Genomic DNA, 24655 nt, shown 5'->3' with positions numbered 1-24655 from the left:
TTTTTATATTTATTTTTAACTGCTTATTTTACAGCAAAAACATTGCCAATTTGAATCCAAAGAAAATCGTTATTACTGGTGGACCTGGTACCGGAAAATCCTCGATAATAAATCACTTAAAATCTCGTGGGTTTCTTTGTTATGAAGAAATCTCTAGACAAGTAACACTACAAGCCAGAAAAGATGGCATTGAGCAACTGTTTTTAACTAAACCGTTATTGTTTAGTGAAAAACTTCTCGAAGGAAGGACATTACAATTTATGGACGCTGCTAAAGAACCCGAGAATGCGGTTTTTTTAGATAGAGGACTACCAGATGTCTTGGCTTACATGGACTATATTGGTGATACATACCCAAAGTATTTTACTGAGATTTGTAAATCCCATCAATATGATTGTGTCTTTGTTTTAGCACCATGGCAAGAAATTTTTACAAGCGATAGTGAGCGCTATGAAAGCTTTGAGCAAGCGATAGAAATTCATCATCATCTTTTCGAAACTTATCAACGTTTTGGCTACCAATTAATAGACGTACCATTCGGAAGTATTGAAAACAGAACTGATTTTGTGTTAGACTCCTTAAATTTGCTGTAATGCATCCTATTGAAGTTTTAGAACGCTATTGGAATCATACATCGTTTAGACCATTACAAGAAGAGATTATTACTTCGGTTTTAAATAATGAGGACACCTTTGCTTTATTACCAACTGGTGGAGGAAAATCGATTTGCTTTCAAATTCCTGCATTAATTAAAGATGGTATTTGTATTGTTGTTTCTCCTTTAATTGCTTTGATGAAGGATCAAGTAAATACCTTAAAAACAAAAGGCATAAAAGCGATTGCTTTAACTTCTGGTATGTCGTATGCTGATTTAGACACACAATTAGACAATTGTATTTATGGCAACTACAAGTTCTTATACCTCTCACCAGAACGTTTACAACAATCTTTAGTCCAAGATCGTATTCAGCAAATGCAAGTCAATTTAATTGCAGTAGATGAAGCGCATTGTATCAGTCAATGGGGAAATGATTTTAGACCAGCTTATAAAAATATAAATACTTTAAGACAAATGCATCCACATGTTAATTGTATTGCTTTAACAGCAACAGCAAAGCACAATGTGGTTGACGATATTATTGATAATCTCGATTTTGTTAATTCGAAAATTTTTAAAGCTTCATTTTCGCGATCAAATATAGCGTACAGTGTTATTAATACAGATGATAAACTGTTTCAACTAGAGCATCTTTTAAACACACACCAAGGGTCGTCTATTATATATGTTAGAAATCGGAGGGCAACGACAGATATTCAAAAATATTTAGAAACAAAAGGCTTCCCCTCTACTTTCTATCATGGTGGAATTACTAATAAAGAAAAGCAAGAGCATTTGTACCAATGGACTCACGACCAAAAACAAATCATGGTTGCCACAACTGCTTTTGGAATGGGAATTGATAAGGCTAATGTAAAAACAGTAATTCATTTTAATTTACCCGAAAGTTTAGAAAGTTATTATCAAGAAGCAGGTAGAGCAGGTCGTAATGGACAATTGGCTCATGCCGTAATCTTAAAACAACATATAGATGAAGATCATCTTCGTAATCAGTTTTTAAGCACACTACCTTCTGTTGGCTTTGTGAAAACCGTATATAACAAGTTGTGTAATTATTTTCAAATCCCTTATGGAGAAGGTGAAAACCACACACATCAATTCGACTTTAAATCATTTTGTAGCACCTATAAACTAAAAGCAAGTCTTACTTACAACGCTTTATTATTACTCGATAGAAATGCGATTATTGCATTGACTCAACATTTTAATTTTAGAACTAAAATCCAATTTATTACTACAAATGCTGCATTATTTCAATATTTAGAGACACATTTAGATTTAAATACTTTGGTTAAAGTTTTATTGAGAACTTATGGCGGTATTTTTGATTATGAAACCAAAGTAAATCTTAGTTTGATTATACAAAAGACAAATCTACCAGAAAAACAAATTATAGAGCAACTACAACATTTAGAAAAAGATGAAATTATAAGTCTTCAAATGGCTAATACAGATTCTGAAATCACATATTTAGCACCAAGAGAAGACGATATTACAATCAACCCAATTGCTAAAACTATTGAACAGCAACATCTATTAAAACACAAACAAATTGAAGCTGTTCTAAATTATGTTCAAAATGATTCAATATGTAGAAGTCAACAATTATTGGCTTACTTTGGAGAAAAGACAATTTCTAACTGCAGAAGATGTTCAGTATGTCTCAATAAAAGCTCAGGAATGAGTCATCCTAATAGAGTGAATCTTTCTAACCTTATCTTAAAAAATTTAAAAGCGGAAGATTTATCTTCGCGAGAATTATTACAACTCCTTAAATGCTCAGAGCAAGACTTATTACAGAGTATTTCTGAGCTAATAGAAGTAAAAAAAATTAAAATAACACACGCAAATACCTATTCATTAATATGACAATAAAGCGCGATTTACGAATTGTATTTATGGGCACACCAGATTTTGCTGTTGAGACCTTAAGAGCACTCCTTGATAATGATTATAATGTTGTTGGTGTTTTAACGGCACCTGATCGTCCTGCTGGTCGTGGTCAAAAATTAAGAGCTTCAGCAGTAAAACAATTTGCTCTAGAGCATCATCTAAATATCTTACAACCTAAAAATCTAAAAGCAGAGTCTTTCATTGAAGAATTGAGCGCTTTAAATGCCAATTTACAAATCATCGTTGCTTTTAGAATGTTACCAAAAGTTGTTTGGCAAATGCCAGAATATGGCACGTTTAACCTTCATGCATCCTTATTGCCAGATTATAGAGGAGCAGCACCAATTCATTGGGCTATTATTAATGGTGAAACGAGGACTGGTGTCACAACATTCTTTATTGACGAAAAGATTGACACAGGAGCAATTATTATGAGTGAAAGCACAAACATAGGAACAGACACTACAGTAGGTGAACTTCATGATGAATTAATGACCATAGGAAGTGATTTGGTCATTAAAACGGTAAAACTAATTGAATCTGATTCAGTATCGACTACAATTCAACCTCAAACCGAGGATTTAAAAACGGCATACAAACTTAATAGAGACAACTGTAAAATAGATTGGTCTCAACCTATTGACACCATTTATAATAAGATAAGAGGTTTAAATCCATTCCCAACAGCTTGGTGTTATTTAGATAATAAAGATGATGAATCCGTAAAAGTAAAGCTTTATGGCGTTGAGAAACTCAGTGAGAGTCATAGATATAAAGATGGTTATATTCTTTCTACAAAAGATGAATTGAAAGTAGCATGCGATGGAGGTTATATTAATATCAAAGAAATTCAACTTCCAGGAAAACGAAAAATGGATGTAAAATCACTTTTAAATGGCTTTCAATTTTCTAAATCTGCAAAACTGCTGTAAACCCTTATTACCATTGGTTTAAGAAAAAATCCGATAAAATACATTCCTTTATTAACAAATATTATAAGTTATCAACAAATTGCCGTATTTCCCTTGCTATTACTTGCGTAGCTTAATATTCCTAATAATTTTGTGTACGGATTTTTAACAACTACTTATTAAAAATCGAATTTTTAACAATTTAAATTATATATTTTATGAACAAAACAGATTTAATCAACGGGATGGCAGAGAATGCTGGAATTACAAAAGCAGCAGCAAAAAAAGCATTAGACTCTTTATTAGTTGATATCGAAGGATCTTTACAAAAAGGTAATAGAGTATCTTTAGTAGGATTTGGTTCTTGGTCAGTTTCTAGAAGAGCTGCAAGAGATGGAAGAAACCCACAAACTGGAAAGACTATCAAGATTAAAGCTAAAAATGTAGTAAAATTTAAGGCTGGTTCAGACTTAAGTAGTGCTGTAAACTAAGACATTTTTTGTTTAAAATACAGAGCCTGCTCAATGAGCAGGCTTTTTTTGCTCTAATTTTAAGGGCTTTAAGTTGTTTTTTTAAGAAAAAAACTATAGATTTAGTTGTCTTAAAAGTAGATAAAACAATGACTAAACCTGAAAAAGGCAATTTATTAATTGCTGAACCATCCATAATCGGTGACATCTCGTTTAATCGCGCTGTGATATTGTTAGCAGATCACAACGCACTAGGATCGGTTGGGTTTATCTTAAACAAACCTTTAGATTATAATCTCAAAGATCTTATTGAAGGTACAGAATCTGAGTTTACGGTTTATAATGGAGGTCCTGTAGAACAAGACAATCTTTACTTTATCCATAAATCACCAGAATTAATTCCAAACAGTATTGAAATATCAAATGGTATTTTTTGGGGTGGAGATTTCAATATAGTCATAGACTTAATTAATGAAGATAAAATATCTAAAGACGAGATTAGATTCTTTTTAGGCTATTCTGGCTGGGACGAACAACAATTAGACAATGAACTTCAGTCTAATGCTTGGTTAGTTTCTGAAAATGTGCATAACAATGACATTATATCCAAGTCTTGCAATTCCTTTTGGCGTGAAAAAATGTTAGAACTTGGTGGTGATTATAGTATTTGGTCTAATGCACCCGAAAATCCCAGTTATAATTAAATCTTTTAACTTGAAGTTTTAATTAAAAAGATTATACATACTCTTAATGACGTTATTACAAGAGTCTCAACTTAGTATTCAATTTACCTACTGTCTTTTGAGCAAAATCAGTTCCAAACGTTTTTTTACGATACTGTGTAATTGGGACAATACCTCTAATCACATTAGTAACAAACAATTCATCTGCTTTTTGAAGTTCAAAAGGACTAATAGACGCTTCATCTACAAAAAGGTTAACATCCTTCGCTAACAGCTCTAAAATTTGCTTACGCATCACACCTTTAAGACAACCATCTTCTAATGGAGGTGTTTTAATCTTATCACCTTTAACCAAGAATAAATTACCATTTAAAGCTTCAATAACACTTTTATTAGTATTGAGTACTAAACAATTATCTAAGTCATTTTCCTTTGCATATATACTTCCTATAACTTGAATCGCTTTATTATTAGATTTTAAACCCGATAACAATCCTGGAGCCATAAAATAATCTTTATACAAATCTACAGTGTATCTAGCATCAGTATCTATGGTATAAAACGGATTGGCATGTGGTTCTGCAATAATATTAAAATTCACTTTTGCATCATCATAAGGTAAATATTTACCACCTTCTCCTCTATCTACATTTAAACGCACACGCGCTGCGCTATTCAATAAATCATTAGCTTCAACTGTTTTTATAATTTCAGCTTCTAGGAATTCCATAGTAAAGTTCATTGGAATATTCATTCGTAGAATACGCATTGATGCCATAAGTCTAAAATAATGATCTTCCCAAAAGAAGGTTTTACCATTAACCACTTTTAATGTTTCAAAAAGGGCATCACCATATTTATAACCTCTATTATCAATTGTAAGTTTTGAATCTGATTGAGATAATAATGTTCCGTTAAAATTTACCATAAAAAAAGTCTCGATTAATCTGTTAAGATTATACCGAGACAAATATATGATAGTATAATTATTTACACGTTATGCCGAACCTAAAACTTGTTTAAGACTTGAAATTTGATTAGCCCAAAGCATTTTACCTTCTTCAATTTCATCATCTTCTGCATAGTCAGTAATCATTAGAGATACATCTTTAGTGATTTCATCGACTTGAATTCGGATTTCAAAGTAATAGGATGCTCCGTCTTCATCATCTTCAACCCAACGAAATTTAACACGTTCTCCATTCTTTTTACTTAATAACTTAGCTTGTTCTTCTGAGCCATCCCAAATAAAAGTAAACAATTCTCCACGAGAATTTACATTATCGGCAAACCATTCTGATAAGCCTGAAGGTGTTGATATATATGTATATATAAGAGAAGGTGATGCGTGTATCACAAACTCCATTTCATATTTTTCTTTATCGTCCATAGATGCATTTTATTATACGCTCAATATATACAATTATGGGTCAATTCAAAACTTTAAACTAAAAATTATTTTTTTAGAATGTTATGTTTGTTGTCGTAGAATTTGTTTTTATATTTGCAGCCGCAATAATGGCGAGGTAGCTCAGTTGGTTAGAGCGTCGGATTCATAACCCGGAGGTCACGAGTTCAATTCTCGTTCTCGCTACAACAGTGAAAGTCTAGTACGAAAGTGCTAGACTTTTTTGATGCATTGCGCTGAAGTTCGATTCAATAAACTCATAAAAAGAGGCTATTCAGTGTGATAGTGTATAATCTTTTGCAATTGTAAAACTTACCTTAATAAGAATAATCTAAGGCAATTATATAGTTCAATTTCTTTATTTAATATCTAATGAACAATAAAAAAGCCCAATAGATAATATTATCTATTGGGCTTTAAACTTATTTTTAAAACTTTACTTATTTCTGCTTTATAATCAGTTTTGCTTGGTGTAATAGTCCAGACGTTTCAATGGCTTTTATGTTATAAATACCATTTGGTAATCCATAAACATAAATTTGTTTACCATCTTTATCTATTTTACCGCCTTTAATCTGTTGCACTAATCGACCTGTGAGATCAAAAATCTCGATTACTTCAATCTCTTTTGCATCTTCAAAGCTAATTAATGCTTTACCAGAAGATGGGTTAGGAGATATTTTCATGCTATCTACAACTTCTACATGTCGAGCTTCTGAAGGTGGTACAGCTGATAAATACTGTATCAGTGTAGCCTTAGTCGTTGTTGATCTATCATCTGTTCTAGCTGATAGTCCACCACGTCCTCTAATATGAACACTTACTAAGTCTGTATTACCATCACTGTAAATTTGAACTCGCATTGCATCTACTGTTATAGGTGCACCTGATCTACCATCCCATTCGTAAATACCACTATCAATCCAGCCTCCTTGGCCTTCTTCTAAGGTTAACCAGTCTCCATTATTAAGGTAACTAATTCTCCATAACGCATTTGGTAGAGGTTGGTTTGGATACGTACCTCCAAAAGTAACATAGTTAACGAATTTTGGTGTCTCCCAATCTACTTGCCATAAAAAGCCATTATCTGCATCTGGACGTCCTAGATTCTCTTGATAATTAACTCCATATTCATTCCAATCTGTTCTAATAAAATAATCATCTATTGAAGGATCGTAAAGAATTGCGTCTGGTGTACCTCTTCCTTCAGATACTGAACCTGATAAATCTGCATCATCTAGAAGTGCTAAGTTGACATTATCATCTGGTTCATTAACTGCTGCACCATCACTTACGGTAACAACTTTAGAAATAGAACCCATTAGACCATCATTGTCTGTAACTGTTAAAGTCACTGTATAATTACCTGACATTGCATAAGTATGCATAGCTGTAGGCCCTGAATTTGAACTATTACCATCACCAAAATCCCATTGGTAACCAACAATACTACCATCATCTATAGAACCACTAGCATCGAAATCTACTTCGAGCATATCACTTACTGTTGTAAAATCTGCAATTGGTGCACCTGCTTGTGGCAAATACATAAAAAGTGTTGCCTTAGTCGCTTCTGCACTATCATTTATTCTATCTGATATACCTCCACGTCCTCGTAAATGAATACTTACTAAATCACTATTACCATCACTATAAACCTGTACGCGCATAGCGTCTGCTATTATTGGTGGCGAAGCTGTACCATCCCATAAATAGATACCACTATCTATCCACCCCCCTTGGCCTTCTTCTAAGGTCGTCCATACTCCATCATAAAGATAACTAACTCTCCATAATGCATTTGGTTGTGGTTGGTTTGGATATGTTCCACCGATTGTAATAAAATTAACAGATTTTGGTGTTTCCCAATCTACTCTCCAGAAAAAACCATTATCGACATCTGGACGGCCTAGATTCTCATTAAAATCAACTCCATATTCATTCCAATCTGTTCTAATTCTATAATCTTCTATTAATGGATCGTATAATATTGCCAATGGTGTACCACGTCCACTAGTTGTAGAACCTGATAAAGTGGCATCATCTAAAAGTGCTAAATTAACACTATCACTTGGTTCGTTATCTGTAGTTGGTGTGTCACAACCATCTGGTGTGCCATTCATATTAGCATCTATAGTATCGTCGAAACCTGGACATACATCTAAGGCGTCACAAACTCCATCACCATCTGCATCGTCATTAGCGGTTACTGTAACATTTTGTGGTAATACTAATTCGCCGATGCCATTGGCACTAACAAAAGACCAGTTAACAACGTAGTTTCCTGCCACTGCATATTCTGTTAGATCTGTTGTTGTACCAACAACAGACCCACTGCAAAGATCCCAAGCTGTTGGTGCTTCTAGAGACACTGAACAATCTTCTGTAATACTAGAGACTTCAATAGCTCCAGGAACACATTTATAAATTTCTACATTTCTTAAACAGAATTCGTAACCATCAGCTAAACTAGCAAAACTAGTCACAAAGTCTAAAGCTCCTTCTAGAGTTAAATTACTGACATCAAATTGACTAAAATCTATTTCTACTTGTTCTACATCAATTGCTATAGTATTTACGGCTAAAACTAAAGTTCCGTTTAAATAAACAAATCCTCCTTGACCAAGTATATGCTTAACCTCAACAGTATGCCACTGATTTAATGGTACGTCAACTTCTGCATACAATATATCTCCACTCTGAAGTAAAACACCTACTTGTTGTGTAACATAATTATATACTATACCCAAAAAGTCTAGATAAGGGTTTTCAATTGCACCCATAGTTACTATTCCATCAGAATCTACATCAATTGGAGGGAAATACGATAAGTTAAAATCTAACTTTACACCAAAGTTATTTGGGTCAAAATTATCTTCTACAGGAGTTACATCAAAACTATCAATGATACCCAAAAGATCTGGGTCTGTTATAGCAGCTCCAATATTATCAAAATTATCTACAATACTGTTATCTATACAAAGACCATTAGTATCAGAAATATTTACTCCAGGTATAATCTCTGTATTATTATCTCCATTAGCATCACTTAAATCCGTCAGTGGATAAGTCGCAATGACTTCTTTTAAAATTGGTGCGCTTGGAAATGTAGCACAAATGTCTTCTAATACAGTACCTTGGGCACTTACCATCAGAGACATTAAGAACATTGGTATAAAAAACCAATTTTTTAAATGTTTAGTAATTTTTGTTTTCATCTTTTAAAGTTTAGTTTAACATTCAACGTTCTACATCTAAATAATATAAATACCAAAAGGCCAATACTAATTACTGGTATAGCCTAAAATGAATACTATATATAAAATAGTGTACTGATGTTGAGGGTTGATTAATTAATATAATAGCAAAGTAAATATCGTAGTTAAATGGCGGTTATACAAATGTATCGTGCTAGTATTCGATGAAACGTACTACAAATCAGTTCTATAGGAGACGTTTTAGATAAAACGTAACAAACATAGTTAATAGATTAGGCTTTAGCTTTATACAAAACCTAATACAGAATATTTAAGTAAACAAAGCACCTTACCGCTTTCGTCTACGGTCAATTTTACAACGTCTACATCTAGATAAGTACGTCACCGATAACTCATACACACCATTAGTGCGACCGATTTTAGACGTATTAGCATCATAAGACAAACCGAATCTAAATTCTTCATATTCTAAACCTAGAAAGCCGTTAATAGAAGTTAACAAATGACTATTATCATCATTCATAGCAGGATTTGTAGCTGCAGTAATACCAATAAGAAATTGATTGACCATAAATAACGAACCAATATCTAAACGATTATACTCGCCTTGCTGCATAAAATTAGCAGTCATCATTATACTATAATCATTTAAAAACGGAAAGCGGAAATTACCATGTAAAGAATAGAAAATATCTAATGGCAATTTTTCGCCATCAACAAATGATATATTAGGACGGTTAAGATGTTTAGCAGAAGCACCAAACCAATATGTAATGCCATTAAACTCTTCGCGCTCAAAAACAAAACCTGCCGAAATATCTCCAAAGAATACATTATCGGTATTATTACTCAAAGGATCAACTGATACTGGGTTAATGACTCCTGTATTAATATTAATCTGATCTGCTAAAGTGAGGTTACTAAATCCTATATCTTTAAAACCAAGACCAACTTCTAAAGCAGGTCTAAAATACCAACCACCATCAAGATTTACACGATGTGCATAATTAGCATTAATCTGATAATAATTATAGTTATTAAAAGTTTCGTGTTGTCTTAAAAAGTTAACACCAATACCAAACCCAAGACTTGGACCATAATCAAATGATTTATTGACATATGCATATTGTGTATCAACTCTTAAATCTAAATTTGGCCACTGGGTTCTACTTAAAACACCTGCAGCAATACGGTCGCTATCTTCAAATCCGGAAAATCCAGGATTCAATGTTTCTTGTATATAGTTAGATTGAGTAAAAATCGGATCTTGAGCATTGGCACAAAAACTCATTAAAACCAATATTATAATTATTGCTTTTTTATTAAATGTCATTCTGGTTTTATTTGATATATACAAAAGCTCCTTGTTTCTTAATCACATTTCCATAAAAGGTCTTAGCTGTGAACGTATAATAATAGTTTCCGTTTTCGGCGACTTCATTTTTTACTTTCCCATCCCATCCTCTTATTGTATCTCCTGACTCTGAATAAATTAGACTTCCCCAAGTATCATAAACGTTAATTTCTAAAGTATTAAGACCAATGTGAACAGGACTAAAGAAATCATTAAGTGTATCATCATTTGGTGTAAATGCATTTGGCATAATAAGCCTGTAGCCTTCTTCAATAATAAGCGTGATAACTTTTTCATACACACACCCAAAAGGATATGTAACGCGCTGTGTAACGATATAACTTCCTATTTCTATGTAAGTATGAATTGGATTTTCTTCACTTGAAAAACTACCATCACCAAAATCCCATAATATACTTTCGTAATCTCCAGTAGTTGTATTTATAAACTCAATAGGATCTTGAATTGCATACACTCCATAATTTATAAACCCAAAAGAACTTGTTGTAAAATCAGGATCTCCTAAAACAGGAGCTTCAACATTTAAACTATAATTTGCAGTACAACCTTGACTATCTATAACTTCTAAAAGAACAAGCCCATCTTCATCAATGGTCATTAGTTCATTATTAGTACCACTAACGGTTCCGCTAGACCAATTAAATTGAAATGGAGGTACTCCACCACTAGCCATAGCAACAAAAGTCTGATCGACTGTTTTAGCATCACAATCCACTTCAGTTTGTGTTTCAATGTTTAAGACCAAGGGTTCAAAACGAATCACATCCCAATTGCCTTGTATTTCACAACCATTTGCGTCTGTAACATTTGCTGTATATGAATTTGGTGGCACATTATCTAAATCTTCAGTAGTATCTCCATTAGACCAAACTACGGTAAAGGGAGGAGTTCCTCCTTGGATTAATAAGTTAATGGCACCACTATTGGTATCATCACAATCTAGTGCATCAGTTACATTAGCAGAAAGCTCTAAAGGCAAAATATTGAATATGGTAAAACTTTCTTGAATAACACAAGGTGTTCCGTCCGTAATAGTTACAGAATAGTTGCCTGGTGCCAAATTATTACGTTCAGTCCCTGCAGTTGCATCATCATCCCAAACGACAGTCACAGGATCTATACCTCCAACAAAATTCAATGTTATACTCGCATCATTTTCACCAGAACACGACATTTGCATCACTACAGGATCTATTAAAAACAAAGGAGGTGCATCTATTACTATAGGAAAACTTCGTGTACAGTTTTCTGCATCAGTAATCGTTATAGTATAAGTTCCAGGCGAAAGGTTAGTCTGCACATTTCCAGTTCCAAAATTACTCCAAGCTATGCCATAAGGAGATACTCCTCCAGAAATCGAATTAATTGTTATCGAAGCGTCATTATCTCCATAACACAAAATATCCGTAGCTGTTACATCAATATCTATTTGATCATTCTGAATAATTTCAACTTCAAGCATATCTGTACAACCTGAACGATCTGTTACTGTAAGATTATAAGTTCCAGCAAATAACGTATCTATATTCTGATTAGCACTTACAAACCCGTTTGGTCCTGTCCAAGAAAAAGTGTAATCTAATCGTCCGCCAACAATAGCTACGTTTATAGTTCCAGTAGCTTCACCAAAACATAATACATCCGTTTTTGTATCTAAAGTAACTTCGAATAATTCTGGTTCTACTATAACAAAATTGAGCGTTATTGGCCCACAACTATTGGTATCAGTTACAGAAATCGCATAATCACCAGGTCCTAGATTCGTTAAGTCTTCATCTGTTGAAAATGGTAAACCTCCTAAAGTCCATGTGTAATCATAAGGCTGAGTTCCTCCAGCAATATCAATGCTAATGTCTCCATCATTGGCGCCAAAACAAGAAATCGTTTCAGGATCAAAATCTATAAAGCTAAACATTAGTTCTTCTGGTTCTGTAATGGTGAAGGTTTCAGTATATGGACAACCTCCATCATCTATAATATCTAAAGTATAAATTCCTGCTTCTAGGTTAGAAATATCTTCATCAGTACTTGTATAACCGTTAGGTCCTGTCCAGTTAACAGTATAAGGGTTTCCTGTTGTAAATGGTACTCCTCCAACAATAGTTATATTTATAGAAGCATCATTAGATTGAAAACACGTATTATTTACAACAGTTGATGTAACGGAAATTGATGGGTTTACAGTCACCACAACGTCAAAATTTATACCAATACAATTACCAGAAATTGGAGTTACCGTATAAGTTACTGTAGCAGGATTTGTTGTTGTATTCTCCAAAAATTGGGATACTGTTGCTATGGGTGTGAGCTGTTCTGTTGCACCTGTAATGCTTCCAGCAGGATTAACTACAGGTAATGTCCATGTGTATAAGGTATTTAATGGTACAATATCACCTGTATTTGTTGTATCAGGAATAAATACAAATGTATTACCACTACAAATCAATGCCTCAGAATCATCTATAATCGGTATTTCGTTTACAATGATTTCAGCTGTATTCGATATAATTTCAGTACAACCACCTGAATTAAACGTAATAATCATATAGTAATACAAGGTTCCTATAGAACTTACATCTGGATTATAAGTAGCTATATTAGCTCCAGTAATTGTAGTACCTGTCGTCGTATTATTTACTGTATTTTGATACCATTGGTAGCTTGGAGTTCCAGTACCATTTGTATAAGAAACTGTTAAAGTATTAGTGGTTTCACCAAGACATAGTTCATCAGAAATTGGTTGCGAATTAAATTGCGCGCCTGCTGTGACCTCAACTTCACTACTCGCACTCGTAACTTCACAACCAGACACATCTTGAGTGACAATACAGTAATAATATAAGGTACCAACTACGGTTGAAGGTGGTGTAAATATAGAAGCTGTAGCACCTACTATTGCTGTACCTGTAGTTGTATTATTCACAGTACTTACATACCATTGGTAAGATTCAATTCCCAAACCATCTGCAATCGTAACCTCTAAATTTTGCGTTGAAGTATTCTGACATAAACTCTGAAATACAAGTGGCTGTATTGTAATCGTTGGATCATTGACCACTATAATTTCTGAAACATCACTTGTAAGTCCAGCACAACCACTGGTGATATAGCTGACTTCAACATAATAATAAAAATTTCCAGTACTTGTAAAAGCAGGAGGAGTATAATTAGGTGCGGTTGCTCCAGTAATTAAAGTTCCACCAGTATTTGAGTTTGTTGTATTACTAAACCATTGATAAGATGCGACTCCTGCTCCACCTGAGACCGTTATTGAAAGTTCTTCAGATGTGCCTCCTTCACATATTGATTGAGTATTTAAAGGTTGCATATCAATCTGTGTGGTATTAGCGACTATGATTTCCGCTGTGTCTGATGTGATTTCATTACAACCACCAGTAGAAAATGTAATAATCACATAATAATAGATCGTTCCTACAGTATCTGTAGGCGGAGTAAATGTTGAAAATGTCGCTCCTGCTATCGCTGTTCCTGTTGTGGTATTATCAACAGTATTTTCATACCATTGGTAATTTGCTGTTCCTGTACCTTGAAATGCTACTGATAAATCATTAGCCGTTCCATTTTGACAAACCGCATCAGAAATTGGTTGTGTTGTTATCAATGGTGCTGGTTCAACTACAATTTCAAAATTTACAGGTGCACCAAAACATCCATTAATCTCTGGCGTTACTGTATAAATCAACGTTACCGCTGTATTAGTTGTATTAATTAAGGTTTGAGCAGGAATCGTACTCGATGTGCCATTAGGAATATAACCTGTTAAACCAGCAGGAGTATTAGACGACCAATTGTACGTAGTACTAGCATTATCTGATGTTATATCTATCGCAGTAGATTCCGCTCCAGAACATAACGTTTGTGTTAAGTCTGTATTAGTGATGGTCGGTAAACTACTTACAACAAATACCTCTGTCACTGTGGTCGTCCCACAAGCATTAGTTATACCAAGAGAAACAGTATATACACCAACCATTGTATAGGTAATAGTTCCTGGGTCGAGTAAATTTGACGTCGCAGGTGTTCCTCCAGGAAAAGACCAACTGTAAGTTATCGTATCTGAAGCTGGTGCACAGGTATCTACTGTTGCCACTGGATTAAAGGAAGCCATACCACAAGCATCATCAATAGGATTAATAGTAGCCGTTGGTGGTCTTTTTACCTCAATGGTTTGCATAGTCGTAAAATCACCACAAGAATTTGTAATTGTCATGCTAAGCTCATAAGTACCAGCTGTATCAAATTGAAATGATGGATTCACTGAGGTTTCGTCAGTACCATTCGTAAAACTCCATAATTCTGTGGTTCCGCAAAATTCTGGCATATAAGAAACTTCCCATAGATAAGTGTCGCTTCCGCAAGATTGAGATAAATCTGTAGTGTTGGTTCCAACAACATCCAAAGGAATACAACCTGAATTAGTATCTAATGTAAAATTGGGAACTAATTCTGGCTCTATACAAATAGTTTTAACTACTGGATCTGTGGTACCACAAAAATTCTCCTCAAGTAAAGTCACAGTATAAGTTCCAGGTGATGTGTACACATGACTTGGATTCTCTAAAGTGGACGTATCTCCATCTCCAAAATCCCACATATGTGCAGCCTGGTCGGTACAGTTTGGTCCAAATCCACCTTCAGTTAAATTAGTAAATTGAATAGCAGTATCAACACAACCTGGTGATTCATAATCAAAATCAACTTCTGGTAGTTTTAAAATAATTATAGGTCCTGCGGTTAAAAAGGTCTGACCACAAGATGTCGAAATTATTAAGGTAATTGTATAACTAGAGTTTGGGCAACTCGATTCTGTATATTCATGTGGTATCGGAAAAGGATCTGCTGCTGCAGGATTATTTGGGTCGTAATTAGCTGTTCCCGCAATTAATTGATCTTGAGTATAAAACCCTGTATTACCGTCTCCATAATCTACAGAATAAGTCGTATCTGGAGGATTTGCTCCCCAAGATCCAATAGCAAAATCGAGTGCATTTATAGGCAAACATAAATTTACCGTATTTCCTGGGCTTATAATCGCACCAATAGGATTACTAGAATTTTTCACCAAGATGGTTTCCGTGGTATTACATCCACTATCTCCATAACCTGTTATTACCATATTAAAAGAACCTAGTCCTGCATAAGTATGTGTAATAGGAAATAAGATGCCAGTTGCTGCATTGCCATCTCCCCAATCAATGTCGTAAGAGGTTACACAGCTATCTGATGGTGATGTATTACCAACATTTATGGTATAAGCAGGATCAACGGTATTATTTCCACAATTATCAAATGGAGGAGTAAACTGAGCATCTAAATCCACAAAACTAAGATCTGGTCGCTGTTCTACATTTATTGTCTGAGACGCTGATGCACTACAACCATTAGAATCTGTAACTGTTAAGGTCGCTATAAAATTAGAAAAACCACAACCTCGCGCATCATAGACATGGGTTGGATCTTGATCTGTAGATGTACTAGCATCTCCAAAAGTCCAAGCATAGATAAATGGACTACTTCCTGTAATATTTGATAAAAAATGTACTGGTGTACCAGAACATTCATTATCATCAAAAGTGAAATCTACGGTTGGCGGAGCACCAACAATTATGGTTACAGTTCCACTTTCTAAGGTTGTATCATTAGTATTATCTGTAACGGAAACAATTTCATATACAAAATCACCTACAACATTGGTATTAACATTTACGGTTACAGATGTGTTTGTTCCTGTAGTGCTTACATTTAAATTTGGTCCATTATTAATGGTATAAACAAAGGTGTATGGTGTTTGTCCTCCAGATCCTGTAAAGGTAACTTCTGGCAATGGAGTATCATTAAGACAAACCGTTGCTGTACCTGATATTGTTGCACTTGGTGGCAGTAAAATTGTTTCTTCATAAGTCATCTCAGATGATGCCTCAGTATTTAGAAACTTATCAGTATTATTAAAAGCAGCCGTTAAATTTACGACACAACAAATCACTAAAAAGAGTAAGCGATGCTTAATTTTCTCCATAAATTGATAATAGCTAATTACTTAAAGATATTCAATGTAGTTAAATTCTTGCTAAGTTAAAATGAAACGCATTCATTTTTCGACAAGATTATTTTAATCTCTATAAAAGACCTTTATAATTCACATATTCGTAATACTCTGTAAATTAAATACTTTTAACTATTCTAAAAAATACTCAGTACTAGGTATTTTTAACAAGACAACACTTTTAGCCATTAAAAAACAATAATTCTAATACAAATGGACACTATTCCTTATAACTCACTCGATCTCGAATACCACCATTGGCTCTGTGGATAATGACATCTGCATCATGTCTTTTGGCTAAAGTTTTTGCTTTACGTATAGCAGTACTTTGCTTTCTATGTTTAGAAGTAATGCCTTTATTACCTTCTCTACGCACAGCCCAACCATCTTGATAAGGTATCACATGCTGATGCCATGTTCTTTTTCTATTATTGTCATACCCAAGAGCTTTGAGAATAGCTTCTATGAGTTGGCGTATGGAGTCTGTAAGAGTGTTTTGTTTTGGCATTAGTTTTTATTACGAATGCAAAATAAGTGTTTCATTTTAAATAACAAAAGCCCTTGTTTTGGCAAGGGCAATATTTTTTTTGAGTCTTCATTTAGTCTTTTGAATTGACATAAATCGATTTAAAATGAATGGTAAAAATTTAATCTTGACTATTTTTTGAAGAAGCAACGCTTATTTCAAATAAATTATAACCAATTCCGAAGCCCAACCATATATTACCATTGCTAACCCAATTATAATTTTTTTGATTATTGATGTGATCAATCCCTAAATATAAACCAACCTGTACGTTATTATATTGTAACATTAATCCATTGAATAGCGTTAAAGTTGCAACATCTTGTGCATCATCTGCTTCAATACCACTAGCATTATTGGTATTTAATCCTACACTTCCTATTCCTGCTCCTAGTTGATAATTAAATGAAGATCCTAAAAAGTGTCCTATTCTAATATTTAAGGTCGTATTTAGGTTTAACTCAGTATCAAATGAAAAATCCTCTTGTGGCCTAGCTTTAAAAGGCAATGTTATAATTCCTATTGAAATTCTATCTTCTGGTACAACTTTTTCTGCGAATGCCTTGAAATTCTCTGAGGTAATCGCATAAATTTTATCGTTATAATAATCACTTTTTATCATTATTTTCATTTTATCAAGGCTTTTTCTCTCTTCTGGGGAAATAGAGTTAAAATTTACCGCTCTCAATTTAACAATATCGGAACTTATACTACTTAAAGAGACCACGTAAAACTTCACCCCTTTTTGTAAATAGTCTAAAATTTTATCCTTTTCTGCTAGATCACTTGATATGCCAACAACTTCTTTTTGAATAATCGGAATATCGGCTTTCAGCACTACTACATCTCCAAGTTTAATCTCTTGAGAAATTGCAGATAAATAACATAAACAGATAAAAAAAGCTGGCAACTAACTTAGTTTTCATAATTCGTTTGCTTTTGGTTAATAGTCAAATTTAATAGCAAGTACCAAAGCAAACCATACCCTTTACTAGGTATATTCAACTATAGTGTATTTATAATGATTTATGTACTACTAAGAATGTAATGCTGAGTGAATTGAAAAAAGTCTAACACTAAAAAACAAAACCAACTATGTTAAAATTTTAAGTCTTCAGTTATAATTTACTTATTTTTAAAGCATTATATGTAATCAATCAACCACCTATGAAAAAGCACAACCACTTTTGCATTGCTCTACTCCTACTTTTTACTTTAAATCTATTAACTGCTCAAGACACAACCAAAGCCAAAGACTCTACAAAAAAAGCAACTAAAGAATTGCCTTTAAAGCCAACGCGAAAAGTCAATTTCACTACAGATAAAGGGACTTGGATTTCAGTAGATGTGAGTCCAGATGGTACAAACATTATGTTTGATATGATGGGAGATCTTTACAACATTCCTATTGCAGGTGGAAAAGCCACTAAAGTCACAGAAGGCATGCCTTACGATGTGCATCCACGTTACAGTCCAGATGGTAAGTCAATTTTATTTATTTCAGACAAAAGTGGTTCAGATAACCTTTGGACAATGGATTTAGCTACTAAAGAGCAAAAACAACTTACTAAAGACAAAAACAAATATCATGTCTCTGCGTCTTGGAGTCCAGATGGTGATTATATTGTTGGCACACGAGGCCGAAGAAACACAAAACCTTTTATAGTCCATAAAGATGGTGGCTCTGGTGCCGACTTACTAAAAAAGCAAAAGGCTAATAAATATATCGATCCAGCTTTTAGTGCAGATGGAAAACACATTTACTTTTCTGCACGTCGCGGAGCATGGAATTATAATGCACAATTGCCACAATACCAGATTATGAGCTTCGACAGAGAAGATGCCACTACCGAAATGGTGACTTCTCGTTATGGTTCTGCCTTTACTCCGACCTTATCTAAAGATGGTAATTGGATGGTTTATGGTAGCCGTTTTGAAGAACATACTGGTTTAGTACTTCGTAACCTCAACACTGGTGAAGAACGTTGGTTAGCCTATCCTGTACAACGAGACGACCAAGAATCTATTGCTCCTCTCGGCGTTTTACCAGCAATGGCTTTTACACCAGATAGTAAAAATCTTATCGCTTCTTATGGTGGAAAACTATATAACATTAGTATTGTAGATAATAATGCGACTGAGATTCCCTTTTCTGTGGATGTAGATTTAGATATGGGACCAATGGTGTCTTTTAAATACCCAATAGATGATTCGCCTGAAGGACTTGTAACACAAATTAGAGATGCAAAACCATCTCCAGATGGTAAGCAAATTGCGTTCACAGCATTGAACAGACTCTACGTAATGGCCATAGCCAATGGGACTCCAAAACGTTTAACCCATCATAATTTTACAGAAGCGATGCCAGCTTGGTCTCCAGATGGTAAGCAGATTGTATTTACCACATGGAAACCTGATGGAGGTCATTTATATAAAGTGAATGCCTCTGGCAAAAGTAATCCAACACAGCTCACAAAAGAACGCGGTATTTATAACTATCCTGCTTGGTCTTATCAAAGTAACCGTATTGCCTTCACTAAAGGGTCAGCTCAAACTTATGATGATGCTGTTGATCCATTTGAAAGACGCGTATTTGCCGAAATTGCTTGGATTTCTTCAGAAGGTGGAACCATTACTGTTATAGACAAATCTAAAGGAAGAATGTTACCACATTTCACTAAGATGAATAATCGTGTGTATTTAAACCATGGCAGCAAAGGTTTAATATCTATACGTTGGGATGGTAGTGATGAAAAAGAACACTTAAAACTAACCGGAATTAAAACTTACGGCTCATCTGATGTCTTCGGAAAAGACCACAATCACGCAGCAGCAATGCCAACAAGTGAAGAGGGATGGAGAGAAAACAATAAAGGCTCGCGTCCTAGTGAAATTAGAATTTCACCAGACGGCACACATGCTCTAGCTCAAATTAATAATGATATCTATTCGGTGATTATTCCTATGATAGGAGAAACACCATCTATTTCATTAGCAAAACCAGAAAATGCAGCATTTCCAGCAACTAAACTTACGATTATGGGAGGAGAATTTCCGGCATGGTCACACGATAGCAAAAAAGTACATTGGTCGCTTGGTGCAAGTCACTTTGCATATGATTTGGCTAAAGGAAAGGCATTTTCTGATAGTCTTGTTTTAGCTAAAAAAAAAGAAAAAGAACTTAAGGCTACCGAAAAGAAAACAGATTCTACAAAGACTGAAGACAAAAAAGACAAGAAAAAAGAGAAGCCCAAGTTTAAGGCCGATGAATACAAAGTAAAAGTAAAATACCAACGTGCAATTCCTAAAGGAAACACCTTACTTAAAGGAGCACGTATCATTACCATGAATGGAAAACAAGTCATTGAAAATGGTGATCTTCTAATTGAAAACAATCGTATTAAAGCTATTGGTGCTTCTGGAAGCTTTGCAGTACCAAATGATGCTAAAGTTATTGATATTAAAGGTAAAACTATTACACCAGGATTTGTAGATACTCATGCGCATATGTGGCCAAATTGGGGAGTTCATAAAAATCAGGTTTGGATTTATTCAGCGAACCTAGCTTATGGAGTAACTACAACTAGAGATCCACAAACCGCTACAACTGATGTATTGACCTATGCTGACATGGTTGAAGCTGGTATGATTCATGGACCAAGAGTATATAGTACAGGTCCTGGTGTTGGGTATTGGGCTTACAATATTACCAGCCTAGATCACGCTAAAGAAGTATTAAAACAATACAGCGAATACTACAATACCAAGAGCATTAAAAGTTACTTGGTTGGTAACCGTCAACAACGTCAATGGGTAATTATGGCTGCAAAGGAATTAAAATTAATGCCAACTACTGAAGGAGGATTAGACTTTAAACAGAATATGGTGAACATGATGGATGGTTATCCTGGTCATGAGCACTCATTTCCTATTTATCCAATTTACAAAGACGTAATTAAAACCGCTGCCCAATCACAAATGGCAATCACTCCTACTCTTTTAGTAAGTTATGGTGGTCCTTGGGCAGAAAACTACTACTACTCTAGAGAAAAACCATATAACGATAAGAAGCTACAATACTTTACACCTTATAAAGAATTAGCACAAAAATCGAGACGCAGACCAGGTTGGTTTATGGACGAAGAACACGTCTTTAAAAAACATGCTGAGTTTATGAAAGATCTTATCGAAGCTGACGGCATTGGTGGTATTGGTAGCCATGGACAGTTACAAGGTTTAGGATTTCATTGGGAATTATGGGCTGTCGCTAGTGGTGGCATGAGTAATTATGATGCCTTAAGATTAGCAACAATTAAAGGTTGTGAAGCACTTGGCCTGGATAATGACTTAGGCACTCTCGAAGTCGGTAAAGTCGCAGATATCTTAATTATGAATAATAACCCTCTTGATAATTTAAGAAACACAAACACTCTAACTCATGTTGTAAAAAACGGTATCGTATATGATGCAAATACACTAGATGAAGTTGCACCAATTCAAAAGAAGGCGGAAACTTTTCATTGGCAAACTAAAAAGCCAAAAGGTTTACCTGGAGTGAAAAACTAAAAGTACTCAAAACCATAGCCTTTGAGTGTTTTTATAAAGACTTGTCAATTCAAGAAAGTTTCACATATTTTCCATGTAAAAAATTAATATCGAGAATCAAATTTTTAATTTATAAAATGATTCTCGGTACAATTCTAAAGACTTCATTTAGGATTATACAATTACTTTTCTTCCAATTCTATACATATTTAGCGGAAAATTAGCCTCATATTTATGGTACTGACATTCAATCGATTAACAGAATCAACTTACAAAAAATATGTATTTCATCGGTTTTTTATGCTTTTTATAGATTTAAAATCAAAATTAATTCTATATTAGCGCCAAAATTAATTTCATTTAATCCCAAATCTAATGAAGAAAATTACTTTAACCTTAACCGCTTTTCTATTATTCTTTATGTCTGCATATGCGCAGAGATTAAATAATATTGCAATCGACAACTTACTCCAAACACAAGGAGAACTGACTTTCAAATTCAATATTGAAAATAGTACCGAATTAAGTCAATTGTCTAAATCATTAACTATTGTAAACTTTAACAGCAATACTAATGAAGTAAAAGCATGGGCAAACCGTTCACAATTTTCAAGCTTTTTAGACTTAAATATTCCTTACAGTGTATCTGAAGAAGATAATGACATCAATGAACGTTTAATGTCTGATGATATAAGTACTTATTCTAGAGCTCCAAAACCTGGATATACTTTAGAATTTCCTTTAACTGCTTACCCAACTTATGCAGATTACTCATCACAAATGCAGAATTTTGAAACACAACATTCTGATATTGTTGAATTTTTCAGTATTGGAGCAACAGGACAAGGAGATAAAGAAATTCTTTTTGTAAAGATTTCGGATAATGTTTCTACAGATGAAGCAGAACCAAAATTGTTATACACCTCATCGATGCATGGTGATGAAATTGCTGGTTTTCCAATGATGTTAGACTTAATCGACTATTTTATTACGGTATATAAAGACAATTCACATCCTGATCATGCAAGAATTGCTGACTTAGTTAATAATTCTGAAATATGGATTAATCCAAATGCTAATCCAGATGGCACTTATCATTTAAGTGCAAACAACACCTCAGTTGCAAATGCAAGACGTGGAAATGGGAATAATATTGATTTAAATAGAAATTATCCAGATAATATTGCTGGTGCTCACGATGATGGCAATGCATATCAAACAGAAACACTACATTTTATGCAGTTAGCACAAGACAATCATTTTGTTATTTCTGCAAATTTCCATGGAGGCATTGAGCTAGTAAACTACCCTTGGGATAACACTTACGATAGACATCCTGATGATTCATGGTGGGTTTTAACCGCTTCAGAATATAGAGATCATGCTCAAAACGATGGACCTAGTGGTTATATGGACGACCAAAATAATGGTATTACACATGGTGCAGACTGGTACCGCGTATATGGTGGTCGCCAAGATTATATGAATCACGATCATCAATGTAAAGAAATGACTATTGAGTTATCAAATACTAAAAAGCCTTCAGCTAATCAGCTAGATGATTTTTGGAATTACAATAGAGACGCTTTACTCGATTATTTAGTACAAGGTACATATGGTTTTAGAGGATTTATAAAAGATGCCAATACAGGTAATCCGATTGAAGGAGCTACAATTAAAGCTATTGGACATGATGATTTAGGTTCTTGGACCGTATCTGATACACAAGGTGATTATTACAGACCTATATATGCTGGCACATACGACTTAATATTTGAAGCACCATGTTACCAACCTGTAACTTTAAACAATAGAACAATAGCTAATTACGAAAAAAAAGTATTAGCAGATGTTATGTTAACTCCATTAACACCAGCAATTCCAGGAAGTTTAAATGCTACAGACATTGTTTCTGCATCAGCTACACTAAATTGGTCTACTGGATCTGGCTCTAGTTATGATTTAAGATATAGAGAAGTTGGTTCTGGTACTTGGACTGAAGTTACTGATATTAATACAAATTCCTATAGTGTAACAGGTTTAGACCCAAATACAAATTATGAATATGAAGTGCGTTCTAATTGTGATGCTATATCTTCAGCGTATTCTACTACAGATAACTTTACAACTGCCCTTGTTTCTTATTGTGCAGCAACTGGAAACAGAGTACAATACGAATATATTGGAGAAGTAGGATTAAATGGTACTGCAAATAATTCTGTAGGCTCAACAGCATCTGGTTATACTAGCTATAAGGGTATGACAATTTTTAACCCAATTGAAGTAGGAACCTCTAATAATAATATTTCTGTAACAAAACATTGGACAGGGACTAATTATGATGAAGCCGTATCTGTCTGGATAGATTATAATCAGGATGGAACATTTAGTGCTTCAGAGAAAGTATTATCATCTAACTCATCAGAAGTTCAAACAGTTTCGAATACAAACTTTACTGTACCATCAGAAGCAAAACTTGGAGATACAGTTATGCGTGTTATAATGAAATATTATGGCTCAGCAAACCAAACTCAAGATAATCCATGTGAAAGTTTTGACGATGGTGAGGTTGAAGATTATACAGTCAACTTATTTGAGCAAGTTTTAGATATTGACGACCAAAGTTTAGAAAATATAAGCCTTTACCCTAACCCATTTAAAGATGTTATTGACATTAAATTACCATCATCTTTAACTGGAAATACATTAACATTTAACATCTATGATGTATTAGGAAGATCTATTATTACCAACACGTTAGAATTAAATAATCAAACGATACGATTATCTACTTTAGATAATCTTAAGAGTGGAACTTATATTCTAAAAATACACGATTTAACAACAAATCAATCTATTGCAAAACAGATAATTAAGCAATAGTAGGTAACAAATACCACCTAAAGGCTCTATTTAATTAAAAATAGAGCCTTTTTTATTTCA

The 24655-nt window shown here is 34.1% G+C and carries 14 protein-coding genes and 1 tRNA gene; 8 read left to right on the top strand and 7 right to left on the bottom strand.

Annotation, left to right across the window (positions count from 1 at the left end; genetic code table 11):
- Nucleotides 1–50 precede the first annotated feature (50 nt).
- The 5 genes from QZZ53_RS04140 to QZZ53_RS04120 all read left to right on the top strand — a co-directional run bounded on the left by QZZ53_RS04140 (nucleotide 51) and on the right by QZZ53_RS04120 (nucleotide 4597).
- Complete coding sequence (locus QZZ53_RS04140) at nucleotides 51–593, top strand: ATP-binding protein (protein ID WP_296381790.1); 543 nt, start codon at nucleotides 51–53, stop codon at nucleotides 591–593.
- On the top strand, nucleotides 593–2488 hold the full coding sequence (locus QZZ53_RS04135; protein ID WP_296381788.1) for a RecQ family ATP-dependent DNA helicase: 1896 nt from the start codon (nucleotides 593–595) through the stop codon (nucleotides 2486–2488). The genes QZZ53_RS04140 and QZZ53_RS04135 overlap by 1 nt, the downstream gene beginning before the upstream one ends.
- Nucleotides 2485–3444, top strand: coding sequence for a methionyl-tRNA formyltransferase (gene fmt, locus QZZ53_RS04130; protein WP_296381787.1), 960 nt, complete (start codon nucleotides 2485–2487; stop codon nucleotides 3442–3444). Before QZZ53_RS04135 ends, fmt begins: the two co-directional genes overlap by 4 nt.
- A gap of 197 nt (nucleotides 3445–3641) precedes the next feature.
- Nucleotides 3642–3914 carry an HU family DNA-binding protein gene (locus QZZ53_RS04125; protein ID WP_008271173.1) on the top strand — a complete coding sequence of 91 codons (273 nt, stop codon included), beginning with the start codon at nucleotides 3642–3644 and terminating at the stop codon, nucleotides 3912–3914.
- 128 nt (nucleotides 3915–4042) lie between these two features.
- The gene (locus tag QZZ53_RS04120; protein WP_296381781.1) at nucleotides 4043–4597 is read left to right on the top strand and encodes a YqgE/AlgH family protein; all 555 of its coding nucleotides are present in this window, start codon (nucleotides 4043–4045) and stop codon (nucleotides 4595–4597) included.
- 55 nt (nucleotides 4598–4652) lie between these two features.
- Here QZZ53_RS04120 and QZZ53_RS04115 read toward each other — a convergent pair whose 3' ends face one another.
- Both QZZ53_RS04115 and QZZ53_RS04110 read right to left on the bottom strand, forming a co-directional pair.
- Nucleotides 4653–5504, bottom strand: coding sequence for an aminotransferase class IV (locus QZZ53_RS04115; RefSeq protein ID WP_296381779.1), 852 nt, complete (start codon nucleotides 5502–5504; stop codon nucleotides 4653–4655).
- A gap of 69 nt (nucleotides 5505–5573) precedes the next feature.
- Nucleotides 5574–5966 carry an START-like domain-containing protein gene (locus QZZ53_RS04110; protein ID WP_296381776.1) on the bottom strand — a complete coding sequence of 131 codons (393 nt, stop codon included), beginning with the start codon at nucleotides 5964–5966 and terminating at the stop codon, nucleotides 5574–5576.
- A 130-nt stretch (nucleotides 5967–6096) separates the two neighbouring features.
- On the opposite strand from QZZ53_RS04110, the gene QZZ53_RS04105 reads away from it, so the two are divergent.
- Nucleotides 6097–6170 (top strand) — tRNA-Met (locus QZZ53_RS04105).
- Between the two features lie 254 nt (nucleotides 6171–6424).
- Here QZZ53_RS04105 and QZZ53_RS04100 read toward each other — a convergent pair.
- From QZZ53_RS04100 to QZZ53_RS04080, 5 genes are all read right to left on the bottom strand, one after another.
- The gene (locus QZZ53_RS04100; RefSeq protein WP_296381774.1) at nucleotides 6425–9202 is read right to left on the bottom strand and encodes a PKD domain-containing protein; all 2778 of its coding nucleotides are present in this window, start codon (nucleotides 9200–9202) and stop codon (nucleotides 6425–6427) included.
- A gap of 328 nt (nucleotides 9203–9530) precedes the next feature.
- Entirely contained in the window at nucleotides 9531–10535 is a 1005-nt protein-coding gene (locus QZZ53_RS04095; RefSeq protein ID WP_296381772.1) for a PorP/SprF family type IX secretion system membrane protein, read from the bottom strand.
- A gap of 7 nt (nucleotides 10536–10542) precedes the next feature.
- Nucleotides 10543–16614: a PKD domain-containing protein gene (locus QZZ53_RS04090; RefSeq protein ID WP_296381770.1), complete on the bottom strand. Its 6072-nt coding sequence runs from the start codon at nucleotides 16612–16614 to the stop codon at nucleotides 10543–10545.
- Nucleotides 16615–16861: 247 nt separating this feature from the next.
- On the bottom strand, nucleotides 16862–17149 hold the full coding sequence (locus tag QZZ53_RS04085) for a DUF2188 domain-containing protein (RefSeq protein ID WP_296381768.1): 288 nt from the start codon (nucleotides 17147–17149) through the stop codon (nucleotides 16862–16864).
- A gap of 139 nt (nucleotides 17150–17288) precedes the next feature.
- The gene (locus QZZ53_RS04080) at nucleotides 17289–18077 is read right to left on the bottom strand and encodes a hypothetical protein (RefSeq protein ID WP_296381766.1); all 789 of its coding nucleotides are present in this window, start codon (nucleotides 18075–18077) and stop codon (nucleotides 17289–17291) included.
- A 257-nt stretch (nucleotides 18078–18334) separates the two neighbouring features.
- Here QZZ53_RS04080 and QZZ53_RS04075 point away from each other — a divergent pair, with 257 nt between their 5' ends.
- The gene (locus tag QZZ53_RS04075) at nucleotides 18335–21733 is read left to right on the top strand and encodes an amidohydrolase family protein (protein WP_296381764.1); all 3399 of its coding nucleotides are present in this window, start codon (nucleotides 18335–18337) and stop codon (nucleotides 21731–21733) included.
- Nucleotides 21734–22087: 354 nt separating this feature from the next.
- A complete protein-coding gene (locus QZZ53_RS04070) occupies nucleotides 22088–24595 on the top strand; it encodes a M14 family zinc carboxypeptidase (protein ID WP_296381761.1) in 2508 nt (835 codons plus the stop codon).
- Nucleotides 24596–24655: the final 60 nt, after the last annotated feature.

This window comes from Winogradskyella sp. (assembly GCF_016744625.1).
Taxonomy (GTDB): Bacteria; Bacteroidota; Bacteroidia; order Flavobacteriales; family Flavobacteriaceae; genus Winogradskyella.
The sequence above is the reverse complement of the archived record's forward strand: the minus strand, read 5'-3'. Positions and strand labels throughout refer to the sequence as shown.